Below are 25,208 nucleotides of genomic sequence, written 5' to 3' on the forward strand. Positions count from 1 at the left end.
AGTCATACTCTAATTGAATTTTTACACCAGCTGTATGACTACAGCCTTCGGCACCAGGATAAGTAGCTGCGAATCGATCCGGCACTTGAAATGTTGTAGAATCAAGGATAAGAATACGCTCAAAGTAAGCAGAAAGAGCATGGGAAATCTTAGATAATCCCCCAATTTTAGCTTGTAGAAGTGTAGTAAATACAGTTCGAAAGAAGGCTACAGAAGCCGAGTTAAATCGCCGATTAAGTCCCTCAGGACTTAATAAAATTCCTGTTGAAGTTTCTAATTGACTACAAAGTTGAGTAAGAGAGGTAGTAGCGATTTGTTGGTTCAGCCATACACATAAAGATAAAAAATGGTGCCCATGGCACTTACGTTTTCGTTTCATCCCACCAGCTTCTATAGCTAATTGATTAAGTGTAGCGGGAGACATATATCGATATAACTCTTCGGCGAATAAAGATAATTCTTGTTTTTGATTCATATTCATAAAAAGCACGTCACCCTTTCTCATTAATATAAGAGAATAGTAACGTGCTTTTAGCTTCAAAAATAGTCTAAATCCTTAAGTTGATGGATGTGCGGTGCTATCCCTATTAAATCTTGCTAATTAATATAGGACTCTATTTATATAGCAAGCCTATTAATTATTTATCGAAAACCCGCTAATTTTGAATAAAAGTTATTTTTAAGCCCCTGTGAACCAATAAAGGGCAAAATAACTTTCTTCCGTTTCCATAACAAAGAACACATCATTCCAGTCTGGTTCATAAGCATATGCACATCTGATTCCATTACGAGGAAACTCGATAGGTTTGATATAAGGAGAATATCTGTTTCTTACTTCTGTAAATTCTTCTTTGGATATCATTTTCAATTCTTTTAATTCTGCTCTAATTCTCTCTTCGAGTTCCTGCATAGTCATTTCTATCACATTTTTTCCTTTATACCAATACCAATGTGTATTTCTCCGTTCAATGAATAGGCATTGTACTGCAAACTCCTCCAAATCATTAATGCTGTCGTAGTTATTTTTTCTTTTGGTTTGTTCAAAAACGTATATTGTCTCTTCGCATCCCCCTATTAATTCATCATCTTCAAATACAAAATATTTCACACTTACCACTCCTTAATTAATATTTTTTTGCTCTTTATATATTACTTCTTGCCAAAAATATTATTTAGTCCACTAAGTAAAAGTGCCAAGCCAGGGAATAGATAAAATGTAATTTTATTTACACAAACAAATAAACCTATTGCAGATACAATCATCAAAAATCCAGCCTCTTTACATGCACCCTTAGCTTTTATAAAACCAAAGAATCCTAAAATAGAAAAAAATGCTCCCATACATCCAACAGTAAGACCTTTTTCAGCTCCTTCTAACTCTCCCATTTCGTATGCGAGTCTTCCTAGAAATAGAATGACTAGCGAACATAGTAATCCTAACAACGTACCAATCAGTCCAATTACATCTTTACCTGTTCGTTTCAATATAACAACCTATCCTATTTTTCAAATTATGTATATTTTATATCTGTAATATGATTGATGTATATACATATCACCTTATCATGTTTATCAATAACTCTTAGCTCATTTCGAGATGTGTCATAATAATGAATATAACCTGTTTCCAATTGTATTTTTTTCTGTTTATGATAGAAAATACTTACTTCTAGATTTTTAGACATTGCCAAATACACAACATCATTTATTTCTTCTAATTGTTGCTCATCTAAAATAGGCATCGGTACTTCATTTTGCTTATCGTATAATTCATTCATCCCTTCAAATTGTTCTTTTATTGCTGAAAATGGAACCCATCGCATCATACCTCTATCAATCATGATCTGTATTCCTCCTTATGCTTTATGTCCACCTATTTTTCCGTTTCTGTCCCTTTGTGTAGCCCCTTTAATGTAGCTGATACCTCTCATAATTGAATTTTTACCATGTTTATGCCGTATACTATCCATTGTTTTTGCTAATTTCCTTTTAGTATCTTTTTGGGAAGTATCTTCGAACAATGACATTTGAATTGCATCATCCCTGGTCAAATTTTTTAGTGTAATGTGTATTTGGCGCACCGGATGTCCAGAATGAAACCTTCTTAATAGTTGCAAAGAAGCCTCATACACATCTTCTGTTAAGCATGTTGGCTGATCTAATGTAATCGCTCGTTTAAATCCTCCACCGATGTATTTGCTATAGCCTATAGAAAGCTCAACCGTACGACAACATTTATCTATAGATCTTGACACTCCCACGGCTAAAGCCGCAAGTCCTACACCTTACGGTGTAACGGATGGGATTCTTGAATGACTAACCGTTCGCAGTTCATTTCTGTTTTGAACAGCCTTCAAGATGAGGGTGTGCCATCACCCCTCCTAAGACAGACCATATAGGTTCTTAGGCTGGTTGACTATTACCATCAACCACAGTTGCGTAGCGAATGTTCATCGCCCCAACGATATCACGATGCTTCTCAAATCCACATTGACACTTATATTTTCTATCTTGTGCTTTGTTCTTTTCAGAACACTTCGGGCATGTTTGACTTGTATAAGAAGGATTCACATATTCGGTCTTTATACCAACTAAATTCGCTTTGTACTCAATGAATTGTGCTAGACGAAAGAATGACCAAGTGTGTAGATTTTTTTCGTTTTTACGGCTTGTTCGTGCCGTCTGTCTAATGTTCGTTAGTTGCTCCAATCGAATGACAGAGATATTATTATTCGTTGCGAAATCAACGATTTCACGACTCACTTTGTGGTCTTGATCTTGCATCCATCTTTGTTCTTTATAATCAAGCTGCCGAAGGGCATTCAATTTCTTAGCTTCTCCTAACTTCTTGCGAATACTACGAAACTTACGTTTCATATATTTGTTTTGTCTACCGTTTCCGAAGAAACGAACCTTATCATCGTTTGTGATGGCTACCGCAGGAACTTTGAGACCTAAGTCCACTCCTAAAATCTTTGTTCCCATTTTTTCGTTTGTAGGGATTGTGACAGATATTTGAGCGATCCATTTAGCAGATTTCTTTGTGATACGAAGTGTACCTAACTTGTGTTTCAACAATTCAAAATTGCGATTATATTTGTCGGTTAATAAAGCACGAACCTTTAACCGAGTTGACCTTCCATTTACCATAAGGGGCATTGAAATGTGCGAGAAATCAAATGAATAATTTTGGTTATTCCACACACAAACAGGTCTTTTTAGAATGGGAACAATTTTGTATTTACTCTTTTGCACTTTTGTAGAAAATAAACTTTTCGCATCTTTAATCGCTTGATTTTTAACCGCACTTGGAAGATTGGCTTCAATATCCTTTGTGCTTTTCTTCATGCTTTTCTTCGCTTCAACCATTTCTGATACCAGTGTATTAATGAGTTTAATATAATCGGAACTACTTTGTTCCAATAGCCTAAGTTGTTCTTTTGTCGGAAGCAATTTAACTTTGACCGTGATGGTTTGTGCCACAAGTTTCACCCCCTCGTTTTTTGACTTTCAACATAATGTTGTATTGTTTCACTTGATACATTCCCAGCAGTAGAAATAAAATAGGAACGTGTCCACAGACTTGGCAAATGCGCGAGATGAGAAAACTCTTCTCTTAAACGCTTCGACGTCACGCCTTTAATTTTCGCCATAATATCAGCAGGGCTAAGTGTTGGTAGTGCATTTAAGAACAAATGAACATGGTCTTTGTCACATTCCATTGCAATAATAACAATATCTAGTTTGTTACATAGCTCTTGAACCAATGCTTTGAAATGTTCTTCTACTTTTGCGTTAAGAAAAATCTTTCTTCTGTATCGTGGGCAAAACACAAAATGGTAGTTAATTAATGAAACTGTTGTTTTGGTTTTTCTATAATCATTTATCATACTTACAATGTATCAGTTTGATTATAAAACTGCAAAACGAAAGGTCAAAAATAAAGGATACACACACTTTGGATAACTAAAGTGCCACAAACCTTTCGGTTGTTTAGTAGCACTCCGTATCCAACCTCACTTTCATCCCATGCCTAAAGGCGATGGGCTTTCTCGTTCGGGAAGGGCTGTAAGCGAAAACAGGTTTCTTCTATTTGTTCTAGAAGAAGCATTTTTAATTTTTTGGGGCTAAAACAGTCTTCTAATAATATTTGTCCTTTTGTAATAGAAGTGCTTTTCGGAATGTATTTATTAGCAATACGGCTCTCATCAATACCGTATGAAAAACGATATAACTCTTCACCTTTTACTTTGCCAAATCGCTTGATTAGATGTTCTTTAGGCGTTCTAGCAACATCCTTCAAGGAAAATAGCCCCATGCTATGTAAAGCTTCCTGAGTCGCCGTTCCAATTCCCCATACTTTTTGAAGGGGTTTAATATTCCATAATTTCTTCGAAACATCTTCGTATGACCACATTGCAATCCTGGAATTCGAATGTTTACTTTCCACATCTAGAGCAACTTTTGCAAGGAACAAATTCGGCCCAATTCCGATGGATGCAGTTATGCCCGTTGTATCATATATTTCTTTTTGAATCCTTTTAGCAATTACAATCGGATCACGTCCGAAAAGATGAGCTGTTTGTTGCATGTCTAAAAAGCATTCGTCGATTGAGTAAACGTGTAGATCCTCTAATGCTACATACTTTGTATAAATTTCTGTGATTTGATTTGAAATTTCAACAAATCTTCTCATTGTTGCATTTACGATAATTATATTTGGATCTTTTGGTACTTCGTATAATCTGGTTGCTGTGGAAATACCTAATTTTTTAAGTTCAGGAGTCGCAGCCAACACAATAGATCCATTTCTATTCACATCCCCAACGACAGCTAATTTTACTTTCAGTGGATCTAAACCTCTCATAACACATGCACAACTGGCAAAAAATGAACAAAGGTCTATGCAAAAAATCATTCGATTCATGCATTTTGAGTAATCAAACATCGTTTTAGCCTCCAAGAACAGAACATTTGTTCTTATTATAAACCTTTTGTTTTGGTTTATACAAACATTTTTTTATTAAAAGTTTGGTACGTGAAATTATTAAGTCGTGGCTTAATAACGAAGATCAACATCCCATGCTTAAGTCCTGTCTATCTCTTTACATGATAAAATGGTAAAATGGGCGACTTTTTAAAGCTATATATTGGAGGGAAAAGAATGAACTACATTGCTCACATCCGTGAAAGTGACAAACAGGTACAAACTGTCGAAGAGCATTTGTTAGGTGTAAAAGAACTAGCTGAAACCTATGGAGAAAAAATTGGGATAAAACACTTAGCTGGTTTAGCAGGTATGCTCCATGATTTGGGTAAATACACCAATGGATTTAGAACATATATATTAGAAGCAGTAAATAACCCTGAATCTCCATCCAAAAGAGGAAGTGTCGATCATTCAACTGCAGGTGGAAAACTTTTATATCAATTCTTCCATACGGAAAATATTATTCCTTATAAAGGGATACTAGCTGAAATCGTAGGAAATGCCATTATTTCTCACCATGGGTACCTTCAAGATTTTTTAAACCCTGATTTAGAATCTGCCTATTTAAATCGAGTGCGAGATAAAGAATTGAGTGAATTTGATATGACAAAGCAATTCTTTTTTAAATATGTTATGAGCGAAATAGATTTTCATGAGTATGTTGACAAAGCCACTGTAGAACTAGAAAGTTTTTTACTTAAAGAATCCCCCGAAAATACTGAAAAACAATTAATGTTTTTAACTAAATTTATCTTTAGTACATTAATAGATGCCGATAGAACAAACACCCGACTATTTGAAGAAGATAAAAGTATAGAATCCGTAATAAATTCTAACGATTTATTCGATATATACTACGAAAGGCTCATGATAAAAATCAATTCATTTAAAAAACAGCAGAATGCAAATAACCCCATTAATATTCTAAGAGCAGAGATGTCAGATCAGTGTGACCAATTTGCGGAAAGGCCATCAGGAATATATACATTATCAATTCCAACTGGTGGTGGTAAAACATTAGCAAGTTTAAGATATGCACTAAAACATGCTAAGCTCCATAATAAAAAACGAATTATTTATGTTGTACCTTACACAACAATTATTGAGCAAAATGCGGAAGAAGTTCGAAAAATCTTAGAAGATGAAGCAAATATTTTAGAACATCATTCCAATATAGTTGAAGAAGTGAATGATAATGATGAAAGTGAAGACGGTATTATTAACGTACAACAAAAATTAAAACTAGCTAAAGATAATTGGGATTCGCCCGTTATTTTTACAACCATGGTTCAGTTTCTAAATGTGTTTTACGCAAAAGGAAGTCGAAATACTAGAAGACTCCATAATCTAAGTGATGCAATTATTATTTTTGATGAAGTACAAAAAGTTCCCATTTCATGCGTTTCATTATTTAATCAAGCATTGAATTTTTTAAAAATATATAGTTGTTCCAGTCTGGTTCTCTGTACTGCCACTCAACCCGCTTTGGACTTTGTAGAACAGAAGTTAGATATAAATACAGATTCTGAAATGATTAATAATCTCGATTATGTAATTGAATCATTTAAAAGAGTCGAAATCATTGATAAAGCAACTAATGAAACGTTTAATAATAATAAACTCACAGCATTTATACATACAAAAATTGAGGAAGTACAAAGTATCCTAATTATCTTAAATACAAAATCAGTTGTGAGAGATTTATATACACAATTACAGAGTCAAGAATTAAATATTCCGATTTACCACTTAAGCACAACAATGTGTGCAGCCCATCGACATAAAATTTTAGAAGAGATTAGGAAGCGCCTCAATGATGGAAAAAAAATCATTTGCATCAGTACACAGTTAATCGAAGCTGGTGTAGATGTGAGTTTTGAGTGTGTTATTCGATCCTTATCTGGGTTAGACTCTATAGCACAAGCCGCGGGAAGGTGTAATCGTCATGGGGAAAAGGGCATACAGAATGTTTATGTGATTGATTATGAAGAGGAAAATCTAAGTCGTTTAAAGGAGATTAAAATCGGCAAGAAAATTACAAAAAAAATCCTTGTGGATTTGAAGCGTAACAACAAATCGCATGGGGGGCATATTTTATCAAGAGAGGCAATGAAAAGGTATTTTAAAGAATATTATACAGAATTTGAATCTGATTTAAATTATTTTATTCCAAAACTAAAAAAGAACATGACTGATTTATTATCTGCACCAAGAATAGAAAACAGCTATCGTCAAGCATATATTCATAAACACGCCAAAAAGGACATTCCGTTATTTATTATAAATAGTTACCGAACAGCAGCCGAACATTTCAACGTCATTGATAATCTAACCACTTCGGTTATTGTTCCATATGAAGAGGGAAAGGATATTATCGCAGAATTAAATGGCAGTAATTCCATTGAGGATCTAAGTCGATTATTACGAAAGGCACAGCAGTATACAGTTAATTTATTCGACTATGAAAAAGAACAATTAATTAAAAACGATGGACTAGTATGTTATCTTGATGGAAAGATTTTAGCTTTGAAAGAAAGTGCTTATAGTGATGAATATGGTTTGAATGCTCATAATGAGAGCACTTTTAAGGCCACAATATTTTAAAAACCTATCTTTATTTGAGATAGGTTTTTAAATCATATACTATACCTTTTAGTCCACACTAATACTAGTGACGATTTATTATAGTATTTATAAAAAATTCATAACCTTCTTACAATATATTATTTTAAATTATTGATATCGTTACATAGGAGAGCTATCATTAACTTATTAGAAAAATTTAGAAAACCAAAAAAGGGGGGAGAATCTTTGAGAAATTCTATTGAATTTGAAGTATTTGGTGATTACGCTCTTTTCACAGATCCCTTGATGAAAATGGGAGGAGAAAAGTTAACTTATCAAGTACCAACTTATCAAGCTATTAAAGGGATTGTCGAATCAATTTACTGGAAGCCAACTCTCCTTATGATTGTAGATAAAATAAGAATTATGAATGCGATTAAAATGGAATCAAAAGGTATTCGTCCAATTGAGTATGGTGGTGGAAATACACTCGCAAATTACACATATTTAAAGAATGTACGATATCAAGTCCAGGCTCATTTTATCTTTAATCCTCACCGACCAGATTTAGCTTTTGACCGTAACGAATTTAAGCATCATAACATCCTAAAACGTTCACTTAAAGTTGGAGGACGGAGAGACATTTTTTTAGGAACGAGAGAATGCCAAGGATATGTGGAGCCCTGTGTTTTTGGTGAAGGCAAAGGCTTTTATGATAATTATGGTGGAGATATTCATTTAGGTACAATGGTTCATGGGCTTAATTATCCAGATGAAACGGGTAGAAATGAACTAGAAGTTCGATTATGGAATCCTGTAATGAGAGATGGAATCATTCAATTCATCCGACCTGAAGAATGTACACAAGTTCGTAAAATATCGAAGATGGAGCCAAAGGTTTTTGACCGTTCAAATATTGAATCAGTTGATGAGCTTATAAAACAATTAGAAGAAGGAAGTGAATAAATGAGTTGGCTATTGAATTTGTACGAGACGTATCAATCAAACTTAGATCGAATCGGTAAAATTGAAAAAAAATATAATGGCCAAGAATATACATTACTACCTATTTCTCATACTACTCAAACAGCTCATATCGAAGTTTCAATTACAGAAGATGGTGAATTTCACACCGCGGAAATCATTGATAAAATTGATGCCAATACATTGATTCCATGTACAGAAGATTCCGCCAACAGAGCTGGATCAAAAATAGCTCCTTATCCATTACATGATAAATTGAGTTATGTGGCAGGTGATTTTGTTACCTATGGGGGGAAAATCAAAAAAGAAGAACCTTTCTCCGCCTACATAAGACAATTAGAAAAATGGGCAGTATCTCCCTATGCTACAGATAAAGTAAAAAGCATCTATAATTATTTAAGCAAGAGACAATTAATAAAAGATTTAGTCGAACAAAAAGTTTTGCATGTTGATGAAAACGGACAATTGATTGAAGCATGGGATGAAAAGGCTGAAGTATTCCTTGGTGAAAAACCCCCCATTTTTTCAACAGTTACAGGTAGGCAAGAGAGCGCTTTCATTAGGTTTAATGTGTATTCTCCGAATGAAATACTGACAAACGTCTGGAAAGATCCCTTAATGTACGATTCTTTTATCAAATTTTATAATGATTTTTTGGGTAAAGATGATTATTGCTATGTGACAGGAAAAATAATGCCAAGTACAGACAAACATGCCAATAAAATCAGAAATGCAGGGGACAAGGCAAAATTGATTTCTGCAAATGATACAAGTGGTTTTACATTTAGAGGAAGATTTCAAAAGGCTAATGATGTCGCTAATATCAGTTACGATGTATCTCAAAAAGCGCATAATGCATTGAAATGGCTTATTAACAAGCAAGGGAAAATCGTTGATCAACGTGTATTTCTTGTCTGGGGCAATGATGCAGAAGATATTCCAGATCTTGTAGAAGACAGTTACAACATTTTTTCAATGGATGTAAGAGTAACGAAAAAGCGAGAAATTAAGTCTTATACACATGAACAATTTGCTAATGAGGTCGCTAAAGCGATTGATGGCTATAAAAATAATTTATCGTCCAGTGCCAATGTAAATATTCTCTTGCTTGATTCAGCGACAACGGGTAGATTAGCAGTTCTCTATTACCGTAATATAGATAAAAACCTTTATTTAAACCGGTTAAAGAACTGGCATTCCACATGTGTATGGGAACATCGCTATCGTAAAAATAAAGATAATGAATTTGTGAAATTTTATGGAGCACCATCAACGAAAGATATTGCGTTTGCTGCTTATGGGCCAAAAGCAAACGAGAAAGTAGTTAAAGGTTTGATGGAGCGTATACTGCCTTGTATTATAGACGAGAAAAAAATCCCCTTCGACATTGTCAGAAGCGCCTTTCAGCGTGCATCAAACCCTCTTTCAATGGAAAAATGGGAATGGGAAAAAACACTAAGCATTACATGTGCATTAATTAATACAATGGAGGGATATCAATTGGTACTAGATAAGGAAAATAATGATCGTGATTATCTATTCGGTCGCCTTCTTGCAATTGCGGATGTTTTGGAAAGAAATTCTTTAAATACAGGTGATCAACGTGCTACAAATGCTAGAAGATATATGAATTCCTTTTCTCAACATCCGGAAAGAACATGGAGGACGATTCAGGGGGCTCTACAGCCATATCAAGCACGTTTAGGAGAGAAAGTTTGGTATTATAACAAATTAATTGATGAGGTTGGCTCAAAAATAAAAATCGAAGATTTCAATAATAAACCACTATCTGTAAAATACTTGTTAGGCTTTTACAGTCAACGGCATGAGTTATATCAAAAAAAAGAAAAGAATGTTTCACTAAATGATGCAGTAAATAATGGAGAGGAGAATTAATAATGACAACTTTAAACCATAAAATCGATTTTGCAGTTGTTCTATCTGTTACCAAGGCTAATCCAAATGGAGATCCTTTGAATGGGAATCGTCCAAGACAAAATTATGATGGCCATGGTGAAATCTCTGATGTAGCCATTAAAAGAAAAATTAGAAATCGTCTTCAAGATATGGAAGAATCTATTTTTGTTCAATCAAATGATAGGAGGGTAGACCAGTTTAATAGTTTAAGGGAAAGAGCAGAAACAAATGTAGATTTAGTCAAAGCGTTAAAATCAAAAGAAAATCCTCATGAACAATTTGCTGCAATCTCATGTCAGGAGTGGATTGATGTAAGGAGCTTTGGACAAGTTTTTGCATTTAAAGGGGGAGCTGGAAAAGGTGTCTCTGTTGGAGTAAGAGGACCTGTTTCAATTCATACAGCAACTAGTGTTGATCCGATTGACATTACTAGTATGCAGATTACGAAGAGTGTAAATTCTGAGCCTGGGAAGGATAAAGGTTCAGATACGATGGGGATGAAGCATCGTGTTGATTTTGGAGTCTATGTTTTTTATGGCAGTATTAATACACAATTAGCAGAAAAGACAGGTTTTACTAACGAGGATGCGAAAAAGATTAAAAATGCACTGGTTACATTGTTTGAAAATGATGCGTCAGCAGCACGTCCTGAAGGAAGTATAGAAGTACATAAAGTTTGTTGGTGGGAGCATAATTCAAAACTTGGTCAGTACTCTTCTGCAAAAGTACACCGTTTACTGGACATTAAGCGGAATATTGACGAACCCAAAACAATTGATAACTATACCATCTTAGTACATGAATTAGATGGTTTAAAAGTTGAGATTATTGATGGACTGTAATGAAGAAAATAGTTATCTTATGATTAAAATTTATGATTTTCTATACAAATTTCTTAATTAAATAAAAAAGCTTGCATATTTTTGAACCAACTTAACGTATTTGTGTATGATCTTGAACACAAATCGGGGTCGCACCTCTTGTGGGTGCGGGGATTTAAATTCGTGCATCGAAAAAGCTACGATCAGCTCTACAGTCGCACCTCTTACAGGTGCGTGGATTGAAATTCTAAAACTTCTAATCCATCGTAACGCAACATACGTCGCACCTCTTGTAGGTGCGGGGATTGAAATCCCATGATAGCCTCGTTTGGCAGCCAGGCCAAGAATCGCACCTCTTATAGGTGCGTGGATTGAAATGTTCGTGAGGTAGGGGTAGCATCTATCAATGACCCGTCGCACCTCTTATTGGTGCGTGGATTGAAATTACTCTTGATGTTGGCGTTGGTGCTGAACTTGATAGTCGCACCTCCTATAGGTGCGTGGTTTGAAATCCTAAACGCATGAAAAGTGTAAAATGCAGCTTTAAGTCGCACCTCTTATTGGTGCGGGGATTGAAATTTTGAAGACTTGACACAATCCGAAGTCGCCTTACGTCGCACCTCTGTAGGTGCGGGGATTGAAATCAGGCTGTCGCTTAACGGTGTGGCCGGAGCGTTTTGTCGCACCTCTCGTAGGTGCGGGGATTGAAATATTCCGCATACAATGGGTAATTTTTCTTTTTTTAGTCGCACCTCTTATAGGTGCGTGGATTGAAATTTGATATTCCTTAGTATACTCTGATATTTCTTGTGTCGCACCTCTTATTGGTGCGGGGATTGAAATATAGATGGTGAAAACTCTGTATAGCTGTCTAATGGTCGCACCTACAAGAGGTGCGTGGATTGAAATGCACAGCAAGGTACAACTAGTTGTTAATGTAGTAGTCGCACCTCTTATTGGTGCGGGGATTGAAATAGCACGCTCCTTTTCCATATTTAAAATGATTTCGGTCGCACCTCTTACAGGTGCGTGGATTGAAATCTTTCAATTTCTTAACGAGGACTCGGAGCGTACAATCGCATCTCTTGTTGGTGCGCGGATTGAAACTTTTTTGAGATACTTACTGCTTGATATATAACATTTCATATTTCGACTCTTATCCTTCTCCTGCTCATCTTTCAAATTTTCTCGACGTTTATTTAAATAAAAATTAAAAGCTGAATCCCTTCTCGCAGAAGAGGTTTCAGCTTTTAATTTTTTAATCATATCCTTTGCAACAAGATGCAATTATATTTCAGTGTATCCGCATCTTGTAGCTATTATTATGTATGCTATATTCCACAAAATAATTACAAAAAATCTGTTATTCTCTTTATCTATTTTTATTGTATGCACCAAAAGAAAGACATATGCACCATTCAAGGTGAATGTGTATAAATTACATCGAAAGTGTCCAAAATAACAGTTAAATAGGATAGAAGAAGGGAAGGCACTTTCATGCAAAGAAAAAAGAAAAATCGTACAAAGTTAGGAAAATGGTTAGATCAAAATGGAATAGAGCAGCAGGAATTAGAAGATGCAACCGGTGTAAGCCGTAATACAATTTCTAGGTTATGTAATAATAAATCTCACATTCCAAGCTTCCCAGTTATTCAAAAAATCTTTCGAGCAATTAAAAAGGTGGACAGGAGTGCAAAAATCACTGATTTTTGGGACATGTAAAAAGCACAAGGAGCAGAATTCACCTTGTGCTTTTTAACTTTATAGTACGTCTTTTAATACAAATGTACGGGTGAATACATTATATTTTATTCCATAACTCTCTAATTTCTTTTCTCGATAATCCGATATAGTAAAAAATAAAATGTTTGGTACGATATCTTTTTGTTTTTTATATAGCTTTGCAATTAAACTATAATACTGTATTTTTTCTTCATTATTCTTCATGTGTTGCAGCCTATCAATCTCAACAAAATGCGGTATCTGATCCACTAAATAATATGCATCTGGTACAATTATTTTTTCTTCATTTTGATATCTAAATTTTATAACTTGTTCAGTCTTCCAATCCGGAAAATCTAACCACATCCAAGCCTCATTGCGTAAAAGAATATGTTCAAGTTGATGCTTTTTTTTTCGTTCATTCGGCTCTAATCCTAACAAAGCACAACCTTTCTTATTAAGATAGTAAACATACTCTCGGTTATGAGAGGTCACATGGCAATATTGCCGTAGATCCTTCAAAATACGATTTGCATTTCGAATACTACCTAGAGCATGAATTGCTTGCAATTGCCTCCTAGAAGCAAATTCCAGCTTATTTAAACTCGATAAAATCTCGATCTGTCTGGCTTTCTGTTTGAGCTTCTGGTGCCTCATGCTGTTTCACCACCTTGTATTGCTTCAGTAACTTCCACATGTCTGTATCCTTTAAATAAGGTACCTGGATTTCCTCTGTACGATCTGTTTTAAACAATGCTCTTCCTGGAAGAGAAGGTAAATCCTCCAGACCTGGTTCATCCAAAGCAACTTGTGAAGCGACCGCCGTTGGTAATCGAAAGCCTATTTTCGCATCAGCATTTTGTTTAATTTGTCTTGGTAATGTATCAGAAGTAGGATATTGCGTACAAAATATGAGCCGGAATCCTAAACCACCTCCGATTCTTGCGATTTCAGATAACATCTCCTGGCACAAAAATAATACATCACGTTGTTTTTTAGGTAATCCTTGTGTGGGACAAAGATTTGCTCCTTCATCTACTATGATGAAGCAACGTTCTTTAATTGATGTGTCTATGATATTGGTAAAATAGGACTTCTTCATCATTTCAATCTGTCTTACCATCTTTTCACGTACCCTCATCAACATTTCTAACGCCTGTTCCGAATTTTCAGCGACCTCTACCACTTGAGACAAATTCTTATAGGGGCTAAATTCTAATCCTTCCTTCAAGTCAATAATAAAAAAACTTACATGTTGAGATTGTTGTAAAATCAAACTTGTCATCACATTTTTTAGAAATACAGTCTTTCCAAACCGTGTCATACCCGACACGCACATATGCGGTGTTTTCTCGAAATCATGATACACATGTTTATCTAACGCTTTCCCCATCATAACTCTCCATGTATGCTCTTTTAATAGATCCTTAGACCAATTCCACATTTCAGGTATCTGTTGCTTAAATACGCGAATATGAAGCTCTCTTTGATGGAACGATATTTTAACAGGTTTATATAGGCCTTCTTCTAATACTTCAGCTAACTTTTGGATAAGTTGACTAGGTACACCAAGTGGTAACTTGTAAACATAATTCATACTTATATCATCCTTAATTTCTTTTATAAAAATGGGGTATTGTAATTCACCTTTATACTGGACACATATCTTTGCAATTTCAAAAAACGTTGCAATTTTTTTCTTATCACTCATTCCATTACTTTGATAAAAATAAGCTACAGTTATAAAGGTTGCTGGAATTAATAAAAGCGACAACATTCCCTCCATACCTCCTTAAGGTAGTTGAGCCTGTATGGAAGCTTAGAAAAAGCTGTTTAAGATGCGCTATTATAATCACTTTCAACTACCAGATGTAATACTAACGTAGAAACACATCTAGTATATCCATTAGAACGTACCAAACGCTCCCAATCAGCAAACATTTGAGACCCGCACGTAGCAACCAACCTGGAAGATAAAGACCTTTCTTCTTTAGCATTTTTATTCCTAAAATTGAAGCTCCTGTCACGCCATATACAATACCTAGTTCTCCAATAATTGTCATATTAACCCCATCCTTTTGGTTTAATGGACAAATTCCCTTTACCATCCTTAAAAAGTTGATATTCATCTAGTAGCTCATTCCAGGAGGCAGCCTGTTCATCACCATATAGATCCTCCTCGATTTTTTGACTTAAATGATAATAACCTCGGTATTGTCGGTCCAGGTATACTTCATGTCGTAGCATGTGCTCTTGTATAGCACATATGTTTTCTTCATTCTTATTAGCTTTGTACATTTGATTCAATGCTCGAGAAGAATACTGATAAGGTGTACTATACAGCATTTGATATTGACTCATATGTCTTCACCATCCATAAAGAATTCTAGATACACTAAATACATATGATAATGATAAGGATTTTCGAATTTGTCCCTAAAAAAATACGTCATTCCAAAATAGGAATGACGTTCGACAAGAATCTTAAATTCTTTGAATCTGTGCTAATAACAAGAAAACCACCCTTTCTTCACGCCGTCGCAAGCAGAAAAAGAGTGGTTTTCGTAAAAATAAACGATAATTGATAGCCACCACCTGACGGTAGTAGTTATCAAAAGAGGAGCACATGTTGCTCTCTTTTTTATTGTATGATTTTTTAATCAGGTATATACCTTAGTTTGTATTTACAGTATACCATTAAGAAAAAGATTTGCAAGTGAACTACTCGCCAATTATTAGCTCTTATGAGCTTACTTGAAGTAGGAGCTTCTCGGTTATTCATTACTTTTGATAGCTAACAAATTAGTCCTAAGACAGTCGAGCTACCCCCCTTGCTCCAACGTTCTGAGCCTTTAACACGTCTTGCTAATCCTCGTTGTACCTTTGCTAATTGTTCTAACATTTTACGATAGAACTTAGGAGAATTGGTTTTCTCATCCTCAGAACTAGCGTATAATCCATCCATTGCAAAATCTAATCCAACAACTGTTTCTACTTCTTTTTGTACAGTCTCTTTTTCATATTCAGTCAAGATCGACACGTAGCATTTACCATGAGGCGTCATAGAAATCATATTCGTTAAAAAAGGTTGTTTTTATATTAGAAAATATCCTTATTTTTTGTATATGAATGGAATATTTTTCAGTCATTTTAGTAACAATTTGAGACTCCCACGACTGAAGTCGCAAGCCCTAATCCTTACGGACTAACGGGTGGGATTCTTGAATGACTAAGCGTTCGCAGTCCATTTCTGTTTTGAACAGACTTCAAGATGAGGGCATCTCATTGCCCCTCCTAAACCAGACCATATAGGTGCTTAGGCTGATTGACTGTTACCATCAATCCCAGTTGCGTAGCGAATATTCATCGCCCCAACGATATCACGATGTTTCTCAAACCCACATGTACAATTGTATTTTCTGTCTTGTGCCTTGTTCTTTTCAGAACATTTTGGACAGGTTTGACTTTTATAAGCAGGGTTCACATATTCGATCTTAATACCAATTAATGTCGCTTTGTACTCGATAAATTGTGCTAAACGATAAAATGACCAAGTATGTAGATTTTTTTCGTTTTTACGGCTTGTTCTTGCCGTCTGTCTAATATTCGTTAGTTGTTCTAATCGAATGACAGAAATATTATTATATATTGCAAAATCAATAATTTTACGACTTACTTTGTGATCTTCGTTTTTCATCCATCTTTGTTCTTTATCATTATATTGGCGAATAGCATTCAATTGCTTACCTTCTCCTAACTGCTTGCGGACACTACGAAACTTACGTTTCATATATTTATTTCGTCTTCCGTTTCCGAAGAAACGAACCCTGTCACCGTCTGTTACTGCAACAGCGGGAACTTTTAGCCCTAAATCGACACCCATTATCTTTGTTCCTGTCTTTTCGGTTGTAGGAATTGTAACAGATATTTGGGCAATCCATTTGTGAGATTTTTTGGTGATGCGGAGTGTACCTAACTTGTGTTTTAACAAATTATAGTTACGATTATTCTTATCTACTAATAACGCACGTATTTTCAAACGAGTTGATTTTCCGTTCACCATAAATGGAATCGAGATGTGTGTGAAGTTAAATGAATAATTTTGGTTATTCCATACGCAAACGGGTTTCTTTAAAATCGGAACGATTTTGTATTTACTTTTTTTCACCTTTGTAGAAAACACACTTTTCGCATCTTTAATCGCTTGATTCTTAACCGCACTTGGTAGGTTAACGAGAACATCTTTTGTACTTTTCTTAGTGCTTTTCTTTAACTCAACCATTTCAGATACAAGTTCATTAATGACTCTGATATATTCTTGGCTACTTTGTTCCAATAAACAGATCTGTTCTTTTGTTGGAAGCAATTTAACTTGAACTGTTATGGTTTGCGACATAAGTTTCACCCCCTTGTTTTTTGATTTTCAACATAATGTTTTATTGTCTCACTTGATACATTTCCAGCAGTAGAAACAAAATAGGAACGTGTCCATAGACTTGGCAAATGCATAAGGTGAGGAAATTCTTCCCTCAAACGCTTTGATGTTCCCCCTTTAATTTTTGCCATTGTATTGGCGGGACTAAGTGTTGGCATTGTATTTAAAAACAAGTGAACGTGGTCTGTATCACATTCCATTGCGATAATAACAATATCCAGTCTGTTACATGTTTCTTGAACCAACATTTTGAAACGTTCTTCTATAATCATTTATCATGGTTATACTGTATCAGTTTGTTTATGAAGATTAGTTAATAAAATCTAATATAAATATATATCTTATATATATTAAAAATATAAAGATAAAACTTATATAGGACTGAGAAATGTACGTATATCCTTACTGTAACAAAGCCTTTTAACAATGCATAGCGTAAAAAATCATAAATAGTAGAATTTAACAACGGAAAATTAGGTATTAATATGATCTGGAATCTACAAATAATCATAAATGAAATTTAGTATTCCTACATAAAAAATGAAACAAATTGATACATTGTTAAACATATTTATTCAATCGTAAAAATTCATATGAATGCACTGAATCTCCACAATCTTATTGTATTTACCCACAAAAGATTCACATTATGTGTTAATTAATCAACATAATCCAAATCAAGCACATAACTCACATTAATATTGATGATTTTTGATAGATAAAGGCGTATAAGCTATTTATATCAATGATAATTGCACTAAATTATTCACATTATGTATTATTTATCTACTTATCCACGAAATTTAATTTTTTTCTTATGATTTCTTGTAGATATTTGAATGTATTTAGACAGCTCATACGTGTTTATATGAAAGTAAGTGTGGAAATTTAGATAGGTACCATACTATTTTTGTATATGATTGCATAAAAAAAGATTCTATTATGAATAGAATCGAGTAAAGTTACTTATTGTGAAGAATGAGTAAAAGTCTTTTAAATAAACGTATCAACACGAATAGCCCTCTATCTTGAATTTTTTTCAAAAATAGAGAGCTGATTATGATTAGTTCGTTTGCATTACTGTGAGTACTTGCTCAGCTGTTGTTACTGGGATACCAGCGCGTATTAACTGTTCAAAGGCACGCATAAATGTAATTAAATTGAAGCTATCTGGTACTTCAATAACGCGAAGCTTTTCTTTCGGTAATCTATCTATCTTCTCAATGAACAATTCACGAACATCACTTGGAATAAAGCGATCTTTATGTCCTCTTGCTTTTAGGAGTTCACGTATTTCTATTTCTAAAGCCATATAAGCGTTTAGGTTTGTACCTTGTTCATAGGCATACTTTCTAAACAACGTTTCTTCTTGATACTTTAGATAGTTGCGGTGATACGATTCCTCTGTAACAGGTACAGCAAATTTGTAGTTTAGTAATTCATACGTTTTACGGAACAGCTTTTTGATGTTTCGAAGAGAGTACATAGAGAAATGCAATCCGAAATCAAATACAGCTTGTTCTTTTTGTTCTTTTGGAACATGTTGTGTAATAAGAGGATAAATACCTTCTTTAGCCGCTGTATCAAGAATTTGATATTGTGATGTTTGATTTAATAATTTTTTCAGTGTATATACTAACTTGCTTGGATATTCTTCATTACGATCTATCATGTCACGTAAGCTATGAATTACGCTTCGAATTTGTCGATGGCATGTATATTTAAGTACAGCAATAAATTTGTTCATGTCCTGTGTAAACTCACCAATATTCATCTCTTGTAGCACGGATTCGATAAAACGAGCTTTACGAGCATAAGTAAGCTTTGGTGTGAATGGATCGCGATACTGTACTTCGCCTGTTTCTTTTGTACATAAGAAATCCGTATGTAAGGATAGATATAGAGTCGTATATCTTTTTTTATTCTTAACTCCTTTTTGTAATTTACAAATTTTGAATAATGGAGTCCCTGTACATGGTAATGCAGTTGTTAATTCTGTTATAACTGCGCGTATTTGATGTGGATATTTTTTATGTAAAAAGCGGTACATCCCACCAAAATGAGTTCTATTTCCTCTTTCATCTTGTTTATCTAAGGAACGTTTTAGTGTAGTCTCACTGTGCTGTTGCATAGCAATATCTAAGAATAGCTTCTTAGCTGCAACTGATAGCTCAAAGAAAGCTTTCGTAAATACCACTGGGCTAATATAAACATATGCATTGGCCTTTTCAGTTTCTTCATTCATAAAATGAGTTAATTTAATTGTATATCGGCCATCTAATTCATTTTCAATCGTAATAATGTTATGTAGGTTTAATTTTTTTAATGAAATATAAAATTGAGAATGCTGTATGTAAGCAAATTCTTCTTTATATAGTTTATAATCTTCCCACATCATATGTATTGTTACATTTGGAATGACTCCATTCGTGTAACATTTTTTATGTAGATATAAGAAGACTTCCAAATCTGCGTTTGTAATGCCATATAATTTATGCTTTCTTCCCATTGTTTCCGAAATAGCAGATAGTGTACGACGTGAAAAAGATGGTTTAGCCTGTGCTACGAAGCCATCCACATCGGCAATACGCTCCTCATATGTCATATGATCAACAATATCCTCAAGGTATGTATCTTTATAGCTGTAGTATTTCTCTTCGAAAGTTTCAACAAGTTTTTGCCAAGACTTCAGTGTTACTAAAACTGCATTTGTAGATTGTCCATTTAGACTACGTTGATTACGAATAATAAATGATTTTCCCATCTTTTTCACCTCCTACCTATAAATTCAGAAATAAATGCCAAAACACTATAAAATATACCAATTTTGATTATACCAAATCGAAATTGGTTGAAATGCGTCCCTTTAAGAGAAAAAATAAAAAGATGAAACGTCCTTTAATCCCTTGTGTATCAAGGGGTTTCAGGATTCTTGAAATTTTTTTTATGGACATGATGTGGCTATGAATTTTCATATTGGTAGAAAAGAAGGAAAATAGCAAAAAAACCTTGTAAACATGATTAGATCAACAGTTATATCGATTTTTAAAAAAATAAAAGGGACATGATATGGCTATGAATTTTCATGTTTATAATTGTGAATTAAACAGATAAAACCCTTTAAACAGTGATGTTAATGGGTTTTATCTGTAATTTTACAATTACAAAAGGAACATGAAGTGGCTAGGTGGGTTTTCATGTTTGGTTAAAAAAAGGGACATCATACAGCTATCGATTTTCATGTTGCATAAATACGTGAAAATAGGGTTATAAACGTGTAAAGCCTTAATATAAAAAGGTTTATGGGGTTTTCATCTAAAATAAAAGGGACATCATATAGCTATAAATTTTCATAACTAATAGTATAGCTGTAATAGAAACGCTTATATATCAAGCTTTAAGCACTTTTAGAAAAAATTTCGAGTTAGTAAAAAGAGTTACATAATGTCATTTTTATTTCATGTTTTGATGGAAAGGGGAATGATATGACTATAAATTTTCATTTTTGATGAATTTGGGGTATTCGAAGTAACATATATATTTTCATCTTTACATTTTTGGCTTTTACTTCTCTTTTAAATGTAAGAGGAACTTTAGGGAGATAAATATGAATAATAGTACTGGAAATCTAATAGAAAAAGAGTTAATGAATGAAAGATAGGTTATTGTATAAGTACTTGTATCATTGCTATTTGGATTTTACAAATTGATTGAGTCTTGTATAATCAGTTACAGAGAGGGCTATAAGTATGCAAAATAGAGACCTTACCATGTTAACAGTGAAATGAAAGAATGAAATATTCCTTTTTATTTCTAGTTTTATAAAAAGGAACATCATATAGCTAATTATTTTCAAATTAAGATCAATAATAACTAAATGTATATAAGGAGCCGAATTTATATGGAAGACGTTCTACAATTGTTTAGAGATGCACTATCAATAACAGAACCACTGTATAAACAAGATGAGCAATTGTGGCATAAATGGGTTTCCTATTATGTTGAGGTTGAAGCAGATAAAAGTAAAATTGTGACTTCAGAATACCTTTCTCCATCATTTTCAATGCTTGTACAGTGGCTAGAGCAACAACAAAGAAAAGGTGTTTCTTCTCTAGATATATTTAAAAATATAGATGCTTACAGATTAATTATTCATGAGAAAATAGGTGTCTTTATTGAACAAGAGTTTCGTAAAAATCAGACAGCTAGTACTATAGTGCATACAGCAACAAGTGAATCAGCTACGAACAAATTGAATGAAAACTATTTAGAAGTAAATAACTCTGCGGTCTATTATAAGTTAAGAGATGGAATAGCAAAAAATCAATTTGAAGAAGATGAAAACACACGGTTAAAATCATATCCTATTGAAACAAAGGATAGTAATGGAGTGGCCCAGCTCTCCTCTCATAAAGATGAAGATCTAAAGTTAACGAATATTGAAGAGACAGCAAGATGGAATACATTAGTAGACGGCGTAATGAGTAATATGGATGATTTAACTGCAGATTGTTTAGATACCATCACAATTCAATGGTTGAATGAAGCAAAATCGCCGGATGAATTTATTGATTTTTCATATGAACAAGTTTTAGAAATGTGCAGTATTTCAAAAGCTAAGGCAAATGGTGTCGAATATTATAGAGTGGAAGATAAAATTAAGGTAGCGAAGCGGATTGCGGCCTTAGCAAGTATTTTTATATATCTAAATGATGATAATGAAGTAGTCGTATTAAATGATCGTGCTGAAACAGGTAAGCATTACGAAGTAAAACGTGAGGTAATTAAAAGATTATTTGTATTAGATTCCGTAGTTCTATGGAGAGATAAAAATACAAACGAATACATGGGGATAGAATCGTGCAGGATCAAACCAGGAAGTTTCTTATCCGGATATCTATATGGCTCTAATAGTACTACCGCATTATTATCAAAAAAGGCACTTGAATATAATAGTTATAGACACAAATATCATAAAAGATTAATTCGGTATTTGACATGGCAATGGAGAATCCGTCAAATGTTTTCTAGCTTACAAAGACCTTATTCTATAGGTGGAGATAAAGGTTTGTTGGCAGTTATGGGTATAAACCAGAAACAAAAACCTAATCGTATACGCGAACAATTAGAAAATGTTCTTATTGATTTAGAAAAAGAAGAAGTAATTTCTCATTGGGAATATCATAATGGTTTAGAAGAAGAAAAACTGACAAAGAAGAATTGGTTTAAAAACTATTATTCACAGTTAGGAATAGTAATATTGCCACCCAAAGAACTAATTAGTTCAATGGAAAACTTAGCGAAAAAGAAAACAATTGATACAATACATGAGGAAAGTCAGCCAATAAAAATTGTAGAAAAACCATTAGATACAACTGAAAATGAACAAGTAATTAGAGAGAAAATAGAGTTTGTGCATATGAAAAAGAATATGACTATGCGAGAACTCTCAATAGAGATAGGTATATCGCAGCCTACTCTTTCTAGATTTTATAATAAAAAAACAAAACGTCTCTCTAGTACGGCGAGAAATAAATTAAATCAATGGTATAAACGACAGTTAATTATTGATAAGATGTAAGTTGAAAATTAAGCCTAAAAAAAGAGTCCTATTTCTAGGACTCTTTTTTTAGGGTATTTACATACAAATTATCCATTAAACTCCTACGCTTAAAGTGTGATATTCCTACAAACACCAGCGTAACTGCTAATTATTTAGAAGGCGACTTCTGAGTCCCTTTGGTTGATACGAAACTCGTATGGTCTTTCAGTCTTGGCCTCGGTTTGACAATGGATTTTCGTACCATAAGCTTAATGGCTTTTTCTTTTTACAAACCTTAAATCTTATAGGCGAATGATAGCCAACAGACGAGTTCTTTTTACACAACTGGCACCACAATCGACCTCGTCAAACGTTACAAAACTAAGAAAGTGTGGTTGAACATAGACGAAGGTGGAGGCAAGTGCATCAAATGAAACCTTTCTCCATAAAGGATTCTTAAAGATCGTAGTCCACCAGCTTGGCTAGGCCGGGATGTCTCACTAATAGTACGGATTTCTTGCAGCCTGGACAACCTATGGTATTTTCATGGTTGGGGGGGATTGACATCGATGAATTTCGGATAATTTTTTGTGCGCAACCCACTCATCCGGCTGAGTTGCTATCTCCCCTGTACACGGCTTCCCCCACCACAGAACGATAAAATGAACGAAGAGAATGATGAGTCCTACTTGACGAAACAAATGATAGAAAATTCATGAAGATGTGTACATATTCATGAATAAAATGTATTATTGAAAAGCACTATTTATAATTCAAGTAATCAAGGCTATGTATCCACAATAATTCGAACACTCAGAAATTATAATATTATCTAAAAATGAGGTGAGGTTAATAGAAACAGTACATATTAAATGGTATGGATTGTATAGTTTAAATGATTTTTATAATAGAGAAGAAGCTTTTAAGAAGGGGATATTTGCAATCTCTAGAGTATATGCTAAGAATGAAACATTGATCTATATAGGAAAAACCAAAAGAAGCTTTATACAAAAGATAAGGGAACTTAATAAGGATTGGATTTTTGATGAAAGCGAATTAAAGATTACATTAGGAATAATAGAGTTTCCTAGTGGTGAAAGTTACTCTGAAAAAAAGGTAAAAGAGATAAAATCCCTTTTGATTTTACGACATACCCCATTAGAAAACAACACATCTTTATTGTACCATAGAGGGCAGTTTAATTTGAAAATTATAAATAAGGGAAGAAGGGGCTTAATTGTTAAAAAGATTTCTACAGGAGATCTAATGTGGACGTAATTGGAATCACCTTTGAATAAAATTGAAGGTTTCTTACGTACAAATGCTTATCAATTTTTAATGTATTAAAATATTTTTGAATAACATATGTCAGATGCTTGAAACAACACAAATTTTATTATGATATGAAATCTTGTATGGGAATTGTAATTCATTCCCATTGTTTAATCAAAATATTAAGAATTATAAGGATGATGCATAAAGATTAGAGGAGAAAATAAACTCGGAGGTTTGAAAAATGGGACAAGTAAGCAGGTTTCAAGAAAAACAACAAAATCGTCGTCAAAAGGCGATTTTTAATATTGCATTTACTTTGATATTAGTGACAGTTGGTATAGTGACATACCAGTTGTTTTCCCCTTCTGATACATCAAAGAAAGCAATTGCTCAAGAAAAGAAAGCAACAAAGATAGAAGAGAAGAAACGTGAAGAGAAAGAAGCAGCGCAGTTAGAAGAAAAGAAACGTGAAGAGAAAGAAGCAGCGCAGTTAGAAGAAAAGAAACGTGAAGAGAAAGAAGCAGCACTGTTAGAAGAGAAGAAACGTGAAGAGAAAGAAGCAGCACTGTTAGAAGAGAAACAAAAAGCAGAAAAATCGGTATCTCAAGAAAAGGGTTCTCAAACTAATCCTTCTTGGAAGCCAATTGGTACAAAGCAAGGAGCAAAACCTGAAATGAAATTTAAAGAAGGAACAGTAGATTGGAGTGAGATGAAAGAAGCAATTTCTTATGCTGTTGATGTTCCAGAGAGTCAATTGATTTTCGATTTTATTGGGAATAATGGTAATAATAAAGCCTACGGTAATATACGAGATAAGCAAAGTAATAAAAAATATAAGGTTGATATTGATTGGGTAGAGAATCAGGGTTGGAAGCCAGTATCTGTCCAAGTGGTAAAATAGATAATAGAATTTTAATTAGGTGTTTAAAAGTTTACTTTTGTAAAAGTTCAAAAAAG

General features: G+C 33.9%; 25 protein-coding genes and 2 pseudogenes. 11 read left to right on the plus strand and 16 right to left on the minus strand.

Features of this window, described 5'->3' with window-relative positions:
• The 8 genes from B5P42_RS01430 to B5P42_RS01470 all read right to left on the minus strand — a co-directional run.
• The coding region (locus B5P42_RS01430; protein WP_142674041.1) for a transposase at window positions 1-481 on the minus strand (481 nt) is incomplete at its 3' end.
• Window positions 482-679: 198 nt separating this feature from the next.
• Entirely contained in the window at window positions 680-1,108 is a 429-nt protein-coding gene (locus B5P42_RS01435; RefSeq protein WP_113733464.1) for a hypothetical protein, read from the minus strand.
• Between the two features lie 41 nt (window positions 1,109-1,149).
• Window positions 1,150-1,485: a hypothetical protein gene (locus B5P42_RS01440; RefSeq protein WP_088055073.1), complete on the minus strand. Its 336-nt coding sequence runs from the start codon at window positions 1,483-1,485 to the stop codon at window positions 1,150-1,152.
• 26 nt (window positions 1,486-1,511) lie between these two features.
• Window positions 1,512-1,841 carry a YolD-like family protein gene (locus B5P42_RS01445; protein WP_113733465.1) on the minus strand — a complete coding sequence of 110 codons (330 nt, stop codon included), beginning with the start codon at window positions 1,839-1,841 and terminating at the stop codon, window positions 1,512-1,514.
• A 15-nt stretch (window positions 1,842-1,856) separates the two neighbouring features.
• Entirely contained in the window at window positions 1,857-2,261 is a 405-nt protein-coding gene (locus tag B5P42_RS01450) for a DinB/UmuC family translesion DNA polymerase (RefSeq protein ID WP_258397381.1), read from the minus strand.
• Window positions 2,262-2,403: 142 nt separating this feature from the next.
• Window positions 2,404-3,483, minus strand: coding sequence for an RNA-guided endonuclease InsQ/TnpB family protein (locus B5P42_RS01455; RefSeq protein ID WP_113733466.1), 1,080 nt, complete (start codon window positions 3,481-3,483; stop codon window positions 2,404-2,406).
• 5 nt (window positions 3,484-3,488) lie between these two features.
• Window positions 3,489-3,890, minus strand: a complete 402-nt coding sequence (tnpA, locus tag B5P42_RS01460) for an IS200/IS605 family transposase (protein ID WP_113733467.1) — start codon at window positions 3,888-3,890, stop codon at window positions 3,489-3,491.
• Between the two features lie 143 nt (window positions 3,891-4,033).
• Complete coding sequence (locus B5P42_RS01470) at window positions 4,034-4,948, minus strand: Y-family DNA polymerase (RefSeq protein ID WP_113733468.1); 915 nt, start codon at window positions 4,946-4,948, stop codon at window positions 4,034-4,036.
• 216 nt (window positions 4,949-5,164) lie between these two features.
• Here B5P42_RS01470 and cas3 point away from each other — a divergent pair, with 216 nt between their 5' ends.
• The 8 genes from cas3 (at window position 5,165) to B5P42_RS01500 (ending at window position 12,999) form a co-directional block, all read left to right on the plus strand.
• The gene (gene cas3 / locus B5P42_RS01475; RefSeq protein WP_113733469.1) at window positions 5,165-7,594 is read left to right on the plus strand and encodes a CRISPR-associated helicase Cas3'; all 2,430 of its coding nucleotides are present in this window, start codon (window positions 5,165-5,167) and stop codon (window positions 7,592-7,594) included.
• Between the two features lie 207 nt (window positions 7,595-7,801).
• Complete coding sequence (gene cas5c / locus B5P42_RS01480; protein ID WP_113733470.1) at window positions 7,802-8,521, plus strand: type I-C CRISPR-associated protein Cas5c; 720 nt, start codon at window positions 7,802-7,804, stop codon at window positions 8,519-8,521.
• A complete protein-coding gene (gene cas8c / locus B5P42_RS01485) occupies window positions 8,522-10,435 on the plus strand; it encodes a type I-C CRISPR-associated protein Cas8c/Csd1 (protein WP_113733471.1) in 1,914 nt (637 codons plus the stop codon).
• A gap of 2 nt (window positions 10,436-10,437) precedes the next feature.
• Window positions 10,438-11,298, plus strand: a complete 861-nt coding sequence (cas7c, locus tag B5P42_RS01490) for a type I-C CRISPR-associated protein Cas7/Csd2 (RefSeq protein ID WP_113733472.1) — start codon at window positions 10,438-10,440, stop codon at window positions 11,296-11,298.
• A gap of 112 nt (window positions 11,299-11,410) precedes the next feature.
• Window positions 11,411-11,596, plus strand: a complete 186-nt coding sequence (locus tag B5P42_RS31755) for a hypothetical protein (protein WP_142674042.1) — start codon at window positions 11,411-11,413, stop codon at window positions 11,594-11,596.
• 318 nt (window positions 11,597-11,914) lie between these two features.
• Window positions 11,915-12,058 (plus strand): hypothetical protein, encoded by a 144-nt coding sequence (locus B5P42_RS31835; protein ID WP_181458770.1) that lies wholly within the window; start codon window positions 11,915-11,917, stop codon window positions 12,056-12,058.
• Between the two features lie 66 nt (window positions 12,059-12,124).
• The gene (locus tag B5P42_RS01495; RefSeq protein WP_113733473.1) at window positions 12,125-12,415 is read left to right on the plus strand and encodes a hypothetical protein; all 291 of its coding nucleotides are present in this window, start codon (window positions 12,125-12,127) and stop codon (window positions 12,413-12,415) included.
• A 359-nt stretch (window positions 12,416-12,774) separates the two neighbouring features.
• Window positions 12,775-12,999 (plus strand): helix-turn-helix domain-containing protein, encoded by a 225-nt coding sequence (locus tag B5P42_RS01500; RefSeq protein ID WP_113733474.1) that lies wholly within the window; start codon window positions 12,775-12,777, stop codon window positions 12,997-12,999.
• Window positions 13,000-13,038: 39 nt separating this feature from the next.
• Here the strand turns inward: B5P42_RS01500 and B5P42_RS01505 are convergent, their stop codons facing one another.
• The 8 genes and pseudogenes from B5P42_RS01505 to B5P42_RS01540 all read right to left on the minus strand — a co-directional run bounded on the left by B5P42_RS01505 (window position 13,039) and on the right by B5P42_RS01540 (window position 20,198).
• Complete coding sequence (locus B5P42_RS01505) at window positions 13,039-13,656, minus strand: replication-relaxation family protein (RefSeq protein ID WP_098425903.1); 618 nt, start codon at window positions 13,654-13,656, stop codon at window positions 13,039-13,041.
• Window positions 13,595-14,776, minus strand: a complete 1,182-nt coding sequence (locus tag B5P42_RS01510; RefSeq protein ID WP_113733475.1) for an FtsK/SpoIIIE domain-containing protein — start codon at window positions 14,774-14,776, stop codon at window positions 13,595-13,597. The genes B5P42_RS01505 and B5P42_RS01510 overlap by 62 nt, the downstream gene beginning before the upstream one ends.
• A 100-nt stretch (window positions 14,777-14,876) precedes the next feature.
• Entirely contained in the window at window positions 14,877-15,062 is a 186-nt protein-coding gene (locus B5P42_RS01515; RefSeq protein ID WP_044441200.1) for a hypothetical protein, read from the minus strand.
• Between the two features lies 1 nt (window position 15,063).
• On the minus strand, window positions 15,064-15,360 hold the full coding sequence (locus tag B5P42_RS01520; RefSeq protein ID WP_113733476.1) for a hypothetical protein: 297 nt from the start codon (window positions 15,358-15,360) through the stop codon (window positions 15,064-15,066).
• A 469-nt stretch (window positions 15,361-15,829) separates the two neighbouring features.
• Window positions 15,830-16,069 (minus strand): annotated as a pseudogene (locus tag B5P42_RS01525) (transposase); the annotation flags it as partial.
• 246 nt (window positions 16,070-16,315) lie between these two features.
• Window positions 16,316-17,395, minus strand: coding sequence for an RNA-guided endonuclease TnpB family protein (locus tag B5P42_RS01530; RefSeq protein WP_113733477.1), 1,080 nt, complete (start codon window positions 17,393-17,395; stop codon window positions 16,316-16,318).
• 5 nt (window positions 17,396-17,400) lie between these two features.
• Window positions 17,401-17,700: pseudogene (gene tnpA, locus B5P42_RS01535) on the minus strand (IS200/IS605 family transposase); the annotation flags it as partial.
• A gap of 797 nt (window positions 17,701-18,497) precedes the next feature.
• Window positions 18,498-20,198 carry a hypothetical protein gene (locus B5P42_RS01540; protein WP_113733478.1) on the minus strand — a complete coding sequence of 567 codons (1,701 nt, stop codon included), beginning with the start codon at window positions 20,196-20,198 and terminating at the stop codon, window positions 18,498-18,500.
• Between the two features lie 1,137 nt (window positions 20,199-21,335).
• Here B5P42_RS01540 and B5P42_RS01550 point away from each other — a divergent pair.
• The 3 genes from B5P42_RS01550 (at window position 21,336) to B5P42_RS01565 (ending at window position 25,152) form a co-directional block, all read left to right on the plus strand.
• Window positions 21,336-23,015 (plus strand): helix-turn-helix domain-containing protein, encoded by a 1,680-nt coding sequence (locus B5P42_RS01550; RefSeq protein WP_113733480.1) that lies wholly within the window; start codon window positions 21,336-21,338, stop codon window positions 23,013-23,015.
• Between the two features lie 804 nt (window positions 23,016-23,819).
• Window positions 23,820-24,254, plus strand: a complete 435-nt coding sequence (locus tag B5P42_RS01560; protein WP_113733481.1) for a sodium:proton symporter — start codon at window positions 23,820-23,822, stop codon at window positions 24,252-24,254.
• Between the two features lie 238 nt (window positions 24,255-24,492).
• Window positions 24,493-25,152, plus strand: coding sequence for a YrrS family protein (locus B5P42_RS01565; RefSeq protein ID WP_113733482.1), 660 nt, complete (start codon window positions 24,493-24,495; stop codon window positions 25,150-25,152).
• Window positions 25,153-25,208: the final 56 nt, after the last annotated feature.

Source organism: Bacillus sp. SRB_331 (assembly GCF_003264175.1).
Taxonomy (GTDB): Bacteria; Bacillota; Bacilli; order Bacillales; family Bacillaceae_G; genus Bacillus_A; species Bacillus_A mycoides.

Coding starts and splice junctions, on each gene's coding strand:
- B5P42_RS01500 (WP_113733474.1), top strand. CDS start 12,775: ATGCAAAGAAAAAAGAAAAATCGTACAAAGTTAGGAAAATGGTTAGAT.
- B5P42_RS01565 (WP_113733482.1), top strand. CDS start 24,493: ATGGGACAAGTAAGCAGGTTTCAAGAAAAACAACAAAATCGTCGTCAA.
- tnpA (WP_113733467.1), bottom strand. CDS start 3,890: ATGATAAATGATTATAGAAAAACCAAAACAACAGTTTCATTAATTAAC.
- cas7c (WP_113733472.1), top strand. CDS start 10,438: ATGACAACTTTAAACCATAAAATCGATTTTGCAGTTGTTCTATCTGTT.
- B5P42_RS01505 (WP_098425903.1), bottom strand. CDS start 13,656: ATGAGGCACCAGAAGCTCAAACAGAAAGCCAGACAGATCGAGATTTTA.
- B5P42_RS01540 (WP_113733478.1), bottom strand. CDS start 20,198: ATGGGAAAATCATTTATTATTCGTAATCAACGTAGTCTAAATGGACAA.
- B5P42_RS01515 (WP_044441200.1), bottom strand. CDS start 15,062: ATGACAATTATTGGAGAACTAGGTATTGTATATGGCGTGACAGGAGCT.
- B5P42_RS01470 (WP_113733468.1), bottom strand. CDS start 4,948: ATGTTTGATTACTCAAAATGCATGAATCGAATGATTTTTTGCATAGAC.
- B5P42_RS01520 (WP_113733476.1), bottom strand. CDS start 15,360: ATGAGTCAATATCAAATGCTGTATAGTACACCTTATCAGTATTCTTCT.
- cas3 (WP_113733469.1), top strand. CDS start 5,165: ATGAACTACATTGCTCACATCCGTGAAAGTGACAAACAGGTACAAACT.
- B5P42_RS01510 (WP_113733475.1), bottom strand. CDS start 14,776: ATGTTGTCGCTTTTATTAATTCCAGCAACCTTTATAACTGTAGCTTAT.
- B5P42_RS01550 (WP_113733480.1), top strand. CDS start 21,336: ATGGAAGACGTTCTACAATTGTTTAGAGATGCACTATCAATAACAGAA.
- B5P42_RS01495 (WP_113733473.1), top strand. CDS start 12,125: ATGGTGAAAACTCTGTATAGCTGTCTAATGGTCGCACCTACAAGAGGT.
- B5P42_RS01445 (WP_113733465.1), bottom strand. CDS start 1,841: ATGATTGATAGAGGTATGATGCGATGGGTTCCATTTTCAGCAATAAAA.
- cas8c (WP_113733471.1), top strand. CDS start 8,522: ATGAGTTGGCTATTGAATTTGTACGAGACGTATCAATCAAACTTAGAT.
- B5P42_RS01530 (WP_113733477.1), bottom strand. CDS start 17,395: ATGTCGCAAACCATAACAGTTCAAGTTAAATTGCTTCCAACAAAAGAA.